The organism is Mesorhizobium sp. M7A.F.Ca.US.002.01.1.1, from assembly GCF_004022955.1.
In the GTDB taxonomy this organism is placed as follows: Bacteria; Pseudomonadota; Alphaproteobacteria; order Rhizobiales; family Rhizobiaceae; genus Mesorhizobium; species Mesorhizobium ciceri.
The window spans coordinates 39,912-51,724 of the sequence record NZ_RZQE01000006.1 but is presented as its reverse complement, the minus strand read 5'-3'; the positions used below and the strand labels follow the sequence as shown (position 1 = coordinate 51,724).

Sequence of the window (11,813 nt, the reverse complement as noted above, 5' to 3'; positions counted from 1 at the left end):
GCATAAAACCAAGCTTAACGGCGATAAACCGTGCGATTGACCGGTAAAAGCCGGCCGGCTGGCTGATTCTGTTGCACAAGTGCCGCTGTCCAGCCCCTCGGGTAACCATGCCGACAATCCGACCGTCGTCGTAATTGACACGGACTGTAAATCCCCCTTAACCTTTCGTTAATAACAAAGGGTGAGCGGGGACAATGATTTCCTCATCGATGGCGCGACGGCTGCGCGTGTATGTGGCGGCCGGGCTGGCAATGACGGCGGGCTGGGTGGCACCGGCCTTGGCGGGTGGAGCGATGGCGACCGGGGGGCTCACCTCGCAGCCGATCGGCCACTATGATTTCTGCAAGCTGCATCCGGGCGAGTGCTCGATCCGCCCGACCAATCTGGCGCCGGCTCAGATGACCGACGCGCTGATGCGCAAGCTTCTCAATGTCACCGCCAGGGTCAACGCCGCCGTCAAGCCGATGAGCGACATGGACATCTACGGCAAGGACGAGGTCTGGGCTTATCCCGACAAGGGCGTCGGCGATTGCGAGGACTATGTGCTGGAAAAGCGGCGCCAGCTTTCGCGCATGAGCATCTCGCTTGCCGATCTTCTGATCACCGTCGTGCGCAAGCCCGACGGCGAGGGCCACGCCGTGCTGACGGTGCGCACCGACGAGGGCGACTATGTGCTCGACAATCTGACCGACAAGGTCAAGCCATGGGACGCGACCGGCTACCGCTTCCTCAAGCGGCAGGCGATCGACAACACCGGCCGCTGGGTCTCGATCCGCGGTGGCCAGCAAGTTCTGGTCGGCGCGGTTCAGTAGGCACCAGCAACGGCGGCTTCCCTAGGGGCGGCATCCAACGCTTCGTCATCCCAGGGCGGAGCAGGAGCGAAGCTCCGTCGCGAAGACCCTGGGATCCATGCCGTGATGCCGATGAAGAACGCTGCGGCGCAGGAACAGGCGCCTGCAATCGTCATACCGTCATCACCAGATCTTTTGCCCCGTCGCGACGCTCGCAACTCGCGGCATGGATCCTCGGGTCTGCGCGCCCGCTCCGCCCGTGGATGACGAAATCGATGGGCCCTCCGCCAGAATTCGCATTTCTCCGTGAACCATTTCGCTCCGGCCAGCGACACACAGCCGTGAACCGAAACCAACCATGGAGACTTCAGATGACTGCTTTTCTGCGAAACACCCTTCTTGCCGCTATCGCGGTGTCGAGCATGGCCGGATCCGCCATGGCCGATCAGACCACCAGCTGTGCCAAAACCAACCTCAACGACCTCTGGGCCGGCCGCTGTTGCGGTGATGCCGGGGCGTCGGACTGCCTGGGCGGCGGAAACAATGGCCACGACCACGGCGATCATGGCCGGGGTGGAAATGGCGGCACCGCCGGCAAGAAATGATCTCACCACTTTGCCCGCCGGCGGGCCGCCGGCGGGCAGTTTCCTCGTGAGGCAGGCGAACTTGTACCGGCGCGGACCGTCAGGCTACGGCCGCTGGTTCAACGCCGCGCGGATCGATGCGGTGATGCGGCGAAGCTCGGTTTCGTCGAGTTTCTCGATGTTTTCCGCCAGCAGATTGGCGAGCTCGGTGGCGGCGGGGGAAAGACCCGACGTGTCGAGTTTTACACGCGGGTGCGAGGCCTCGGCCAGCCGCGCCAGTTCCTCGGCATCGTCCCAGATGATGTTGAAATAGCCGATGATCTTCTGGATCAGCGTCCAGGTCGGGGCGCCTCGCCTGCCATGTTCGAGCGCCGACAGATAGGCGGCGCTGACGCCGATCGCCGCCGCCATGTCCTTCTGGCGGACACCGCGTTCGCTTCTCAGCGTCCGCAGCTTCTCGCCGAACGGGGTCATGCGCCCGTCCTCATGAACGGACCCGCCGCAGGCGGATATAGAGCGCACCCGAACCGCCATGATTGCGGGCGGCATGATCGTGGCTGGAGACGAGCGGCCGGAAGGCAGGCGTCGACAGCCAGGCCGGCACGGCGCGCCGCAACACGCCATCGCCGCCGGAGGACGAGCCCTTGCCGGTGATGACCAGGACATAGCGGACGCCGCCGGCATGCGCCCGGTGCAGGAACGAGAACAGCAGCGAGTAGGCTTCGTCCTGCGTCATGCCGTGCAGATCGACGCGGCCCTCGATCGGCAGCCGGCCCTTCGACAATTTGTCCAGCGTCGGTTCGTCGAGGCGGTGCGTGACATGCTGCGCCTTCGGCTTCGCGATCCCTGCGACATTGGCGACGGGCTGGGCGGGCTGCGACTGGCTTGGCTTGGCCTCGGCAGGAATTTCGGGGATGTCGGCGGCAAATTTCCCCTTCAGCGGCTTGGCCGTGCGCGCCACCAGGTTCCACAGAACCCGGTCGTCCTCGCTGAGCTTGTCCGGGCGCCGGGTCATCGGACCGCACCCGCAATGAGCGCGCGCGGCACCAGCGCATAAAAATCCGCGGCATTGCGGACCACGCCGGCGATCTCGCCCGCGGCATCGCCCGAACCGGCGAACAGGTCGCCCCGCGCCGGCCCGGTGATGGCGGAGCCAGTGTCCTGCGCGATCATCAGGCGGCGGAATGGTTTTGCGTCGAAGGCGGCGAGCGTCGGCGCGTCGATGTAAAAGGGCGTGCCGAATGTGTGCAGCAGGCGGTCGACGGCGATCGAGCGGCCCGGCGTCAGCGGCACCTTGGCGGCGGCGATCGGACCAAGGGCAACGTCCTCGACATCGGCCGGGCGGAAGAAAATGTAGGAGCGGTTCTGCCACAGGATCTCGTCGACGCGGTCCGGATGCGCCTTGAACCATGCGCGGATCGATTGCATCGTCACTTCCGCCAGCGGGATCTCGCCAATCTCGCTCAGGACCTTGCCTGGTCCGGTGAAGCGTTGGCCGGATTTGGCGGCATAGGTGACGCGGGCAAGCCGGCCGTCGGTCATGGCGAGGCGTGCGGCACCTTGCACGTGAATGAAGAAGGCATCGACCTTGTCGGCCAACCAGGCGATTTCCAGGCCCTTGCCATCAAGCGCGCCGCGCTCGATCTCGCCACGGTCATGATATTCGACCGGCCCGTTCCGCGTCTGGCGCGCGAAAGCGAGATAGGGGTCCAGGCCCGGCGGCCGGTTTGCGTCATCGATATCGACGAGATCGGCCGGGCGCGACAGCAGCGGCACCGAAAACCGGTCCGTGCGCACCGGTGACGCCTCGACTTGCGGTTCATAGAAACCGGTGACGAGCCCATTTTCCGCAGGGATAAGCGCCGGCACAAAATGGTGCTCGAAGAAGGCGCGGGCGTTCCCGCGGGTCAAAACCGGCGACCGATTCGCCGGCGAAACGGTCCGGGCCTCGGTGTAGGCATCCGCAAAGGCGTCGAAGTCGACGCCGAGCGCGCCGCTGCGATAGGGTTTGGTCAGGACATGGAAGGCCGAGCGCCGAAAGGCGGCGAAGGCCGCCGAATGGTCGTCATCGTTCCAGCCGGGCAGATCGCCGAAGGCTTTCTCGACAAAAAGAGGCGATAGCGACACCGGAGCCTCGCCGCGTATTTCCTAGTCTTCTTCCTCGGTGGCGACGAGCTTCCAGTTCGGATCGCGCGAGCGCGTGTCACGGGCGAAGGTCCAGACATCCTTGACCTCGGCCACGGTTTCCGGGTCGCCGTCGATGACGGCACCGGCCTTGTCGCGGGTCGCCGAAATCAGCTCGCTGATGATGCGCAGCGTGACATGCGCCTCGCCGCCCTTCATCTCGGCCGAGACGATATCGGCCTTGTCGATGCCGACGAAGGAGGACTGGATCTTTTCCGCCTTGGCCTCGCGCTCGCCGATAGCGGCGACAAAACCGTCATAGACCTCGCGCGACAACAGGTTCTTCAGCGTTTTGCGATCGCCGTCGGCATAGGCCATGACGATCATCTCGTAAGCCATCTTGGCGCCGTCGACGAAACCCTTCGGCTCGAAGGACGGATCATTGTCCTTGATCGTGCGCAGGCCCTTGTTGAGGTCGGTATCGGGCTTGGCGAAAGCGTCGATCGCGGCATAGGCGTCGGGAGCCGGCTCGCCTGGCGGACGCTTGCGCGGCAGCGAGACGACGTTTTCGGATTTCTGGGCGGCATCCTTGTCGCCGGTGCGAGCCGCCGAATACGGATCGAAGGGCGGCCGTTCGCTGCCGGTGCGGCGGCCCAGCACATTGCGCAGCTGGAAAAAGATGACCACCGCCGCAATCAGGAAGAAAATCGTGCCGAAGTCGAAGAATCCCATATCTTCCGCCAATCAATCCCTGCCCTGTGGCCGGACCGTCAGGCCCAATGGCCGCGGTCGCATAGCGTTCAACATTCAAAGCATATAGAACGCAAGGCGCAATCATTCAAATCAAAGGCAGGCATACCTATCTAACAGCCTCGGTGCCAGCGGCGATTGCCAGTTGGCGGCCAAAACAATCAAAACGGTCATAACGATCGAAAAAGGTTGGCAAGACTTGCGCATTTCGTTGCTTCCCTTCTTTCTCTTTGCACTGCCGCTGCTGGAAATTGCCGGTTTCGTCATCGTCGGCCGCGAGGTCGGCGCGCTGGCGACGGTAGGCCTCGTGCTGGCCTCGAGCATCGCCGGCGTGCTTTTGCTCCGATACCAGGGTTTTGGTGTCATGGCCCGCATCCGCACCGAGATGGCGGCCGGCCAGAACCCCAGCCGCCACCTTGCGCACGGCGCCATGATCGTGGTTGCGGCGATCCTCCTGATCATCCCCGGCTTCATCACCGACATCATCGGCCTGCTGCTGTTTCTGCCGCCGTTGCGCGACTTTGCCTGGAGCCGGTTCAAGGGCCGCATTGTCGTCGCTACCGATTTCTCGACCGGCGGTTTTCGTGGCCGCCAGCGCGACAGGGTCATCGACCTCGAAGACGGCGACTATTCGCGCGAGGACGATCTGAAGCGCGGCCCGGATCACAACTCGCCGTGGCGCCGCCTGAAGGACGATTAACGCGCCGTCCCATCTCCATGCCGCAGCCGGGAAGCAAGGCGGCAAACCTTGTCTTGTCATCCCCGCCATGGTAGCGAACGCCCGATTTCAATTCGGTCAGCGACGCTGCCCAGGCAAGAGGACAAGGCTTATGGCCAGCAAAGATGACGCGCCGGTCGGCGCAGCCAACGGAAACGGCAATGCGGCGCAGCCGTCGCTCAACGTTCTGGCGCAATATGTGAAGGACCTGTCCTTCGAAAGCCCCGGCGCGCCGAATTCGCTGCGCGGCCGCGACAAGGCGCCGGGCATCGCCATCAATGTCAACGTCAACGCCAACCCGCTCTCCGACAAGCAGTTCGACGTCAATCTGACGCTCAACGCCAAGGCGTCCTTCGACCAGGAAGTGCTGTTCAATGTCGAGCTGGTCTATGGCGGCGTGTTCGCCATCGCAGGCTTTCCGCAGGAACACATGCTGCCGATCCTGTTCATCGAATGCCCGCGTCTTTTGTTCCCGTTCGCCCGCCAGATCATCGCCGAGGCAACCCGCAATGGCGGCTTCCCGCCGCTGATGCTCGACCCGATCGACTTCGCGCAGATGTTCCAGCAGAAGCTGGCGGAGGACCAGGCGTCGTCGAAGGTCCAGGTGAGCTGAGGGCTGCCTGCCACGGATTGTGAAAAGCCCGGCCTTGCGCCGGGTTTTTTGTTTTGGGCGGGACGATTGAGGCGCCGGCAGGGCAGAGGGGGGCGCCAAGGATCGCCAACGGGACGATTTTAGTTCCCGTGAACCTTCAGCCACAGCGCCTTTTCACCCAATGTCCCGACCATGCCGGCGTGCGCGGCACGTTCGGCTTCTGTCACGCGCGGCGGCAGTGGCGCCGGGCGCGGGGCGACGACGATTTCGATCTGGCGGACATTCTCGCCCTGGGCCGGCGCGGTGGCGCTGTCGAGGATGAGGGCCGCCTGCTTGCCGCCGATCAGCTCGATATAGACTTCGGCCAGCAATTCGGAATCGAGCAGGGCGCCGTGCTTGGTGCGCTTGGTGTTGTCGATGCCGTAGCGCCGGCAGAGTGCATCGAGCGAATTAGGACCCATCGGGTGCTTGCGGCGCGCCAGCGCCAGCGTGTCGACGACGACGCCGTTGTCGATGACAGGGTGACCCAGCCGGCCGAATTCGACGTTGAGGAAGCCGACATCGAAAGTGGCGTTGTGGGCGACCAGCTTGGCGCCGTCGGTGAAGTCCAGCCACTCCTGTACGATCTCGGCGAAGGTCGGCTTGCCCGCGAGGTCCGCCGCGCTGATGCCGTGCACCGCCTGTGCCTCGACATGGATCGCGCGGCCTTGCGGGTTGATGTAGTGGTGGAAGGTCCTGCCGGTCGGGAAACGGTTGACCAGTTCGACGCCGCCCAGCTCGATCACGCGGTCGTCGCGCGAATCGAGGCCGGTGGTTTCCGTGTCGAAGATGATCTCACGCATCGAATCAGTCGCTCCAAAGGAGCAGAATCATGAGAGCGGAACAAAATGGCAATGAGAAACTATGATGGCCAGGGCAATCGCACAGGTTTGCGCCGCCCCTCATCGCCCTGCACCTTTCCTCTTCCCCGTCGATCGGGGGAGAGGTGTCGAGCGAAGCCGGCAGGCAGATAAGCGGCTCTCACATCGACAGCTGGCGGTCGAGCGGTGGGCTCAACCACCTGGCTTGCCAACCCCTATCAGCTGGCTGATGATTGCAGCGACCTCCGCCCGCGCGGCGTCCATCCCCTGTCCGGTGTCGACGATGAAATCGGCCTGACGGCGCTTTTCCGCGTCCGGCACCTGCTTGGCCAGGATCGACGCCAGCTTCTCTTCCGTCATGCCGGGCCGTGCCAGCACGCGTTCGCGCTGGGTCGCGGCCGGGGCGGTGACGACGACGACCTTGTCGACGCGGTTGCGGCCGCCGGTTTCGAACAGCAGGGGGATGTCGAGGACGGCGATCGGCGCGCCTGATCCGCGATGCCTGGCCAGAAAGGCATCGGCATCGGCGCGCACCAGCGGGTGGATGATGGTCTCCAGCCGCTTCAGCGCCGCGGCATCGCCGAGCACGCGCGCGCCAAGTTTGGCACGATCGACCATGCCGGCGGATGTGGTGCCGGGAAAGGCGGCCTCGACCAGGGGGGCTGCCTTGCCCGCGTAGAGGCGATGCACCGTCTCGTCGGAATCATGGACCGGCACGCCGGCCTCGGCAAACATTTTTGCCGTGGTCGACTTGCCCATGCCGATCGAGCCGGTGAGGCCGAGCACGATCATGGCTTCGGCACCAGATCGGCGACGATCAGGGCCCGGAGTTCGGCCGTCACCCGCGGCCTGATGCCGAACCAGCGCTCGAAGCCAGGCACGGCCTGATGCAGCAGCATGCCAAGACCGTCGACCGTCTTCAGATTTCGCGCGCGGGCGGCCGCGAGCAGCGGCGTCTCCAGCGGCACATAGACGATGTCGGTGACGATGGCATGGTCGGGCAGCCGGGCGGGATCCGCCGACAGGCCTTCATTGCCATGCATGCCGAGCGCGGTGGTGTTGACCAGCAGGCCGGCATCGCCGAGCAGTTCGTTGGTCGCCGCCATGCCATGCGCCGAGACACCGGTGCCGAAACGATCGCGCAATTCCTGCGCTCGGGCCAGAGTGCGGTTGACGATGCGGATGTCGGCAACGCCGCGCTCCTTCAGCGCATGGATGACGGCGCGCGACGCGCCGCCGGCGCCGAGCACCACCGCCGGACCCTTGCTTGCCCAGCCCGGTGCATGATCGTCGAGGTTGGCGGCAAAGCCGTGACCGTCAGTGTTGCCGCCCCACAGGACGCCGTCCTCGAACCACAGCGTGTTGACGGCGCCGATTTCTTGCGCCGCCTGGTCGCGGCGTTCGGCCAATGCGAAGGCCGCTTCCTTGTGCGGGATGGTGATGTTGCCACCGCGGTAATTGTTTGCCTGCAATGTTTCCACGAACACGGCAAAGTCTTGCGGCGCGACATCGATGGCCTGGTAGCTTCCGTCGATGCCATGTTTGGCCAGCCAGTGACCATGGATCTTCGGCGAGCGCGAATGCTTGACCGGATGGCCCGACACGAAGGCTTTTTTCGACGCCTCAGCCATCGATCGCCCCCAGGTCTCGCAGTTCGGCCAGCAGCGGCAACAGCGGCAGGCCGACAATGGTGAAATGATCGCCCTCGATTTTCTCGAACAATTGAATGCCTTCGCCTTCGATCTGATAGGCGCCGACGCTTCCCAGCGCCTTGGCGCCGACGCGGGCGAGGTGGCGGCCGATGAAGGCGGGGTCGAGCTTGCGCATGGTCATCGAAGCGATGCCGACATGGCGCCACAAAACCTTGCCGTCGCGAACCAGCATGGCGGCGCTGTTGAGTTGATGGGTCTTGCCCGACAGCGCCAGCAAATGACGGCGGGCACCCTCCATGTCAGCCGGCTTGTGGAACACCTCGTCGCCGAGCGACAGCGTCTGGTCGCAGCCCAGCACCAGGGCGCCCGGCCTGCGCTCGCTGACTTCGGTCGCCTTAGCCTCGGCCAGCACCAGGGCGACGTCCTCGGGCGAGACGCCGCTATCCTGCAAAGGCGACTCGAGCGCGCGCTCGTCGACATCGGCCGGCACCGCCTCGACATCGATGCCGGCATTGACCAGCATCGCCTTGCGGAACGGACTGCCGGAAGCGAGGATAAGTTTTTCGGTCATGCTGATTCACCCATGTTGGCGCTCCGTCACGCACCCCTCATCCGACCGAGCTTCGCTCGGCCACCTTCTCCCACAAGGGGAGAAGGGAAGTCCCGCGCGTACGCCGCTGCAAATCGCCAACTGGCGGTATCTTGCGGAGACGACGGTGCCACGTTCTTCCTTCTCCCCTTGTGGGAGAAGGTGGCCTCGCGAAGCGAGGTCGGATGAGGGGTGCTGGTGCTCACTTATCTTACCTGCCCTATCTATTCTTCCCCCGCAGGGCAACGATGGCCGCCGCCGTTTCCTCGATCGAGCGGCGGCTGACGTCGATCATCGGCCAGCCATGGCGCGTGCAGATCTTACGGGCGTAGGCGAGCTCTTCGCTGATCGCCGCGCGATCGACATAGTCTGATGCCTCATACGAGCTGCTGTTGCCGAGGATGCGGTTTTGCCGGACGTGCGAGATGCGCTCGGCGGTGGCGATCAGCCCGACGATGAGCGGCTTGCTGGCGGCAACCAGGCTTTCCGGCACCGGCACACCGAGCACGATCGGGATGTTGGCGGTCTTGATGCCGCGGTTGGCGAGGTAGATGCTGGTCGGCGTCTTCGACGTGCGAGAAATGCCGATCAGCACGACATCGGCATCGTCCATGTTGAGCGGCAGCTGGCCGTCATCATGGTCCATGGTGAAATTGAGCGCATCGATGCGGCGGAAATATTCGGCGTCGAGAACATGCTGGGCGCCGACGCGGCGGCCGGCGGGGGTGCCGAGATAGGACTGGAACACGGTCAGCACCGGCTCCAGCACCGACACACAGGGCAGGCCCATGGCCGCGCAGCGCTCGTCGATGCCGCGCGCCAGCTTCTGGTCCACGACCGTATAGAGGATGATGCCCGGCTCTTCCTCTATGTCCTCGAACACCTTCGCCACCTGCTTTTCGGTGCGGATAAGCGGATAGATATGCTCGATGGCGCGCGCATCCTTGTATTGTGCCGAAGCCGCCCGGCCGGCGGCGAGCAGCGTTTCGCCGGTCGCGTCGGAAATCAGGTGCAGGTGGAAGAAGCTCTGGGGTTTGTTCACAGGGGGTCACCTGGGGCTGTGGGCTTCTGTGGATAAAGCGGGATGAAAAGACGGGTCGGTCGGAGGCGACTGTATCAGATGGCAGTTTGTCCACAATTCGATGCGCTGTCAGCTTCGTCGGGCGACTGGGGACAAGTTTGGGGACGGCTTTTTTCGCCTACAGTCCGTCCACAGGACCTGCCTTTCACCGCTCCGCCTAACGCTTTGACTCGATTGATCGATTCCGACCTATCCCCAGAACCCTACATCTGGGAAAAAGAAGCACGCGACAATATGTTGGCTGGTGTTTTCCGGGGCAAAGCGGGACAGGTGGCAATCACCAGAACCAACAGACTCTTAGAATCAGAAGAATCTTAGATATAAGAATCTTTGATTATAGAAGAGGCCGGGAGAAGCGAGCGCTCGATGCCCCAGAACCGGATCATGCTGGATGTCCTGAAGGGCAAGGCTCATTTTCCGCCTCCGCTCTGGATGATGCGTCAGGCAGGGCGTTATCTGCCGGAGTATCGGGAGACACGCAGGCGAGCAGGCTCGTTCCTCGATCTCTGCTATGATCCAGACCTTGCCGTCGAAGTGACCTTGCAACCGATCGAGCGCTTCGGCTTCGATGCTTCGATCCTGTTTTCCGATATCCTTGTCGTTCCGCATGCGCTTGGCCGTGACGTCCGCTTCGAAGAGGGCAGAGGGCCGCTGCTGACGCCGATCACCGCGCCGGAGATTCTGGCTCTGGAGGGCAAGGTGTTTCACGTGAATCTCGAACCGGTCTACGAGACGGTTCGCCGGTTGCGGGCCAAATTGCCCGACGAGACAACCCTGATCGGCTTCTGCGGCGCGCCGTGGACGGTGGCGACCTACATGATTGCCGGCCATGGCACGCCCGACCAGGCGCCGGCGCGGCTTTTTGCCTATCGCGAGCCGGTGGCCTTTCAACGATTGCTGAAGGTGCTTGCCGAACATTCGGCCGCCTATCTCATCCGCCAGATCGAGGCGGGCGCGGATGTGGTGCAGATTTTCGATTCCTGGTCCGGCGTGCTGGACGATGAAACTTTCGATTTGTTCTGCGTTCAGCCGATGGCCGAGATCGTTGGCCGGGTGCGGGCGGTTTATCCCGATGTCCCGATCATCGGTTTTCCCAAGGGCGCCGGTGCGCGCTACCGGACCTATCGACAGAAGACCGGCGTAACGGCGCTGGGCATCGACTGGACGGTGCCCCTGATTGCGGCGAAGGAATTGCAGCGCTCGGGTGCGGTTCAGGGCAATCTCGATCCCTTGCGGCTCGTGGCTGGCGGCAAGGCGCTGTCGGATGGCGTCGAGGCGATCCTGAGAGCGCTGGGAGACGGCCCGCTGATCTTCAACCTCGGTCACGGCATCACGCCGGAGACGCCGATCGCCCATGTCGAGGCGATGGTGAAACAGGTGCGGAGCGCGACACGCTGATGGCTCAGATGAACAACACGAACAGCACCGGCCAGGCGATGATGCGCATGATATCAGGTATCGCCGTGCTGATCGTTTTCACCGCGCTTTTGTATTTCGCGGCACCCGACAGTTTCTACCCCTGGGCCAAGGCGATCCATATCCTCGCCGTCATCTCGTGGATGGCGGGCATGCTCTATCTGCCGCGGCTGCTGGTCTACCACGCCGATGCCGAGAAGGGCTCGGTGCAGTCGGAAACCTTCAAGGTGATGGAGCGGCGCCTGCTGCGCGGCATCATTAATCCGGCGATGATCGTCACCTGGGTGTTCGGCCTGTGGCTTGCCTGGAAAGGCTTTGGTTTCCAGGGCGGCTGGCTTCACGCCAAGATCGGAGCGGTGCTTTTGCTGTCGGCCATGCATGGCTATCTGGCCGGTGCGGTGCGCAAATTCGCCGAGGACCGTAATGAAAAACCGGCCAGGCACTGGCGGATGGTCAACGAGATCCCCACATTGCTGATGATCGCAATCGTCATCCTGGTGGTGGTCAAGCCGTTCTGATGCATGTTACCCAAAAACGGCCAGGAGACTACGACAGGCATTGATGCGTTTAGGCCTTCATAGGCCATGCAAAACGCAGCTTGCTCTTTCACCCGACCGACGATAAAAGACGGGTCTTCCTTCCCGTCATGCGCCGCC

Annotated in this window: 15 protein-coding genes; 6 read left to right on the top strand and 9 right to left on the bottom strand. The window is 63.6% G+C overall.

Translation table 11 applies throughout. The annotated features are described in order from the left end of the window. Positions 1-194 precede the first annotated feature (194 nt). Entirely contained in the window at positions 195-812 is a 618-nt protein-coding gene (locus tag EN932_RS01965; protein ID WP_127369423.1) for a transglutaminase-like cysteine peptidase, read from the top strand. A gap of 416 nt (positions 813-1,228) precedes the next feature. Next, positions 1,229-1,396 carry a hypothetical protein gene (locus EN932_RS01960; protein WP_245265299.1) on the top strand — a complete coding sequence of 56 codons (168 nt, stop codon included), beginning with the start codon at positions 1,229-1,231 and terminating at the stop codon, positions 1,394-1,396. A gap of 84 nt (positions 1,397-1,480) precedes the next feature. Here EN932_RS01960 and EN932_RS01955 read toward each other — a convergent pair whose 3' ends face one another. From EN932_RS01955 to EN932_RS01940, 4 genes are read right to left on the bottom strand one after another with little or no spacing between them, the layout of a single operon-like run. Further along, complete coding sequence (locus EN932_RS01955) at positions 1,481-1,849, bottom strand: helix-turn-helix transcriptional regulator (RefSeq protein WP_013528719.1); 369 nt, start codon at positions 1,847-1,849, stop codon at positions 1,481-1,483. A 10-nt stretch (positions 1,850-1,859) separates the two neighbouring features. Next, positions 1,860-2,390 (bottom strand): Smr/MutS family protein, encoded by a 531-nt coding sequence (locus EN932_RS01950; protein ID WP_127385688.1) that lies wholly within the window; start codon positions 2,388-2,390, stop codon positions 1,860-1,862. After that, positions 2,387-3,502: a murein transglycosylase A gene (locus tag EN932_RS01945; protein WP_127370085.1), complete on the bottom strand. Its 1,116-nt coding sequence runs from the start codon at positions 3,500-3,502 to the stop codon at positions 2,387-2,389. Before EN932_RS01945 ends, EN932_RS01950 begins: the two co-directional genes overlap by 4 nt. Before the next feature lie 21 nt (positions 3,503-3,523). Beyond that, complete coding sequence (locus tag EN932_RS01940; RefSeq protein WP_013528722.1) at positions 3,524-4,231, bottom strand: Tim44/TimA family putative adaptor protein; 708 nt, start codon at positions 4,229-4,231, stop codon at positions 3,524-3,526. 217 nt (positions 4,232-4,448) lie between these two features. Between EN932_RS01940 and EN932_RS01935 the strand changes: the two genes are divergently transcribed. Both EN932_RS01935 and secB read left to right on the top strand, forming a co-directional pair. Next, positions 4,449-4,949, top strand: coding sequence for an FxsA family protein (locus tag EN932_RS01935; protein ID WP_127370086.1), 501 nt, complete (start codon positions 4,449-4,451; stop codon positions 4,947-4,949). Positions 4,950-5,079: 130 nt separating this feature from the next. Beyond that, the gene (secB, locus tag EN932_RS01930; RefSeq protein WP_013528724.1) at positions 5,080-5,580 is read left to right on the top strand and encodes a protein-export chaperone SecB; all 501 of its coding nucleotides are present in this window, start codon (positions 5,080-5,082) and stop codon (positions 5,578-5,580) included. Between the two features lie 119 nt (positions 5,581-5,699). Here the strand turns inward: secB and dnaQ are convergent, their stop codons facing one another. The 5 genes from dnaQ to EN932_RS01905 all read right to left on the bottom strand — a co-directional run bounded on the left by dnaQ (position 5,700) and on the right by EN932_RS01905 (position 9,702). Then, entirely contained in the window at positions 5,700-6,401 is a 702-nt protein-coding gene (dnaQ, locus tag EN932_RS01925; RefSeq protein WP_063169604.1) for a DNA polymerase III subunit epsilon, read from the bottom strand. 210 nt (positions 6,402-6,611) lie between these two features. After that, a complete protein-coding gene (coaE, locus tag EN932_RS01920) occupies positions 6,612-7,211 on the bottom strand; it encodes a dephospho-CoA kinase (protein WP_127370194.1) in 600 nt (199 codons plus the stop codon). After that, positions 7,208-8,050, bottom strand: coding sequence for a shikimate dehydrogenase (locus EN932_RS01915; RefSeq protein ID WP_013528727.1), 843 nt, complete (start codon positions 8,048-8,050; stop codon positions 7,208-7,210). The genes coaE and EN932_RS01915 overlap by 4 nt, the downstream gene beginning before the upstream one ends. Further along, a complete protein-coding gene (locus EN932_RS01910; RefSeq protein WP_127385365.1) occupies positions 8,043-8,642 on the bottom strand; it encodes a Maf-like protein in 600 nt (199 codons plus the stop codon). The genes EN932_RS01915 and EN932_RS01910 overlap by 8 nt, the downstream gene beginning before the upstream one ends. Before the next feature lie 238 nt (positions 8,643-8,880). Further along, positions 8,881-9,702 carry a pyruvate, water dikinase regulatory protein gene (locus EN932_RS01905; protein ID WP_013528729.1) on the bottom strand — a complete coding sequence of 274 codons (822 nt, stop codon included), beginning with the start codon at positions 9,700-9,702 and terminating at the stop codon, positions 8,881-8,883. A 405-nt stretch (positions 9,703-10,107) separates the two neighbouring features. On the opposite strand from EN932_RS01905, the gene hemE reads away from it, so the two are divergent. Together hemE and hemJ are read left to right on the top strand one after the other, a co-directional pair. Then, positions 10,108-11,139, top strand: coding sequence for a uroporphyrinogen decarboxylase (hemE, locus tag EN932_RS01900; protein ID WP_063173418.1), 1,032 nt, complete (start codon positions 10,108-10,110; stop codon positions 11,137-11,139). After that, positions 11,139-11,675, top strand: a complete 537-nt coding sequence (gene hemJ / locus EN932_RS01895; RefSeq protein WP_063173417.1) for a protoporphyrinogen oxidase HemJ — start codon at positions 11,139-11,141, stop codon at positions 11,673-11,675. The genes hemE and hemJ overlap by 1 nt, the downstream gene beginning before the upstream one ends. Positions 11,676-11,813: the final 138 nt, after the last annotated feature.

Bases quoted from the DNA above. Each gene is read 5' to 3' on its own strand.
- EN932_RS01965 (WP_127369423.1), top strand. From the start codon at position 195: ATGATTTCCTCATCGATGGCGCGACGGCTGCGCGTGTATGTGGCGGCC.
- EN932_RS01960 (WP_245265299.1), top strand. From the start codon at position 1,229: ATGGCCGATCAGACCACCAGCTGTGCCAAAACCAACCTCAACGACCTC.
- EN932_RS01955 (WP_013528719.1), bottom strand. From the start codon at position 1,849: ATGACCCCGTTCGGCGAGAAGCTGCGGACGCTGAGAAGCGAACGCGGT.
- EN932_RS01950 (WP_127385688.1), bottom strand. From the start codon at position 2,390: ATGACCCGGCGCCCGGACAAGCTCAGCGAGGACGACCGGGTTCTGTGG.
- EN932_RS01940 (WP_013528722.1), bottom strand. From the start codon at position 4,231: ATGGGATTCTTCGACTTCGGCACGATTTTCTTCCTGATTGCGGCGGTG.
- secB (WP_013528724.1), top strand. From the start codon at position 5,080: ATGGCCAGCAAAGATGACGCGCCGGTCGGCGCAGCCAACGGAAACGGC.
- dnaQ (WP_063169604.1), bottom strand. From the start codon at position 6,401: ATGCGTGAGATCATCTTCGACACGGAAACCACCGGCCTCGATTCGCGC.
- coaE (WP_127370194.1), bottom strand. From the start codon at position 7,211: ATGATCGTGCTCGGCCTCACCGGCTCGATCGGCATGGGCAAGTCGACC.
- EN932_RS01915 (WP_013528727.1), bottom strand. From the start codon at position 8,050: ATGGCTGAGGCGTCGAAAAAAGCCTTCGTGTCGGGCCATCCGGTCAAG.
- EN932_RS01910 (WP_127385365.1), bottom strand. From the start codon at position 8,642: ATGACCGAAAAACTTATCCTCGCTTCCGGCAGTCCGTTCCGCAAGGCG.
- hemE (WP_063173418.1), top strand. From the start codon at position 10,108: ATGCCCCAGAACCGGATCATGCTGGATGTCCTGAAGGGCAAGGCTCAT.
- hemJ (WP_063173417.1), top strand. From the start codon at position 11,139: ATGGCTCAGATGAACAACACGAACAGCACCGGCCAGGCGATGATGCGC.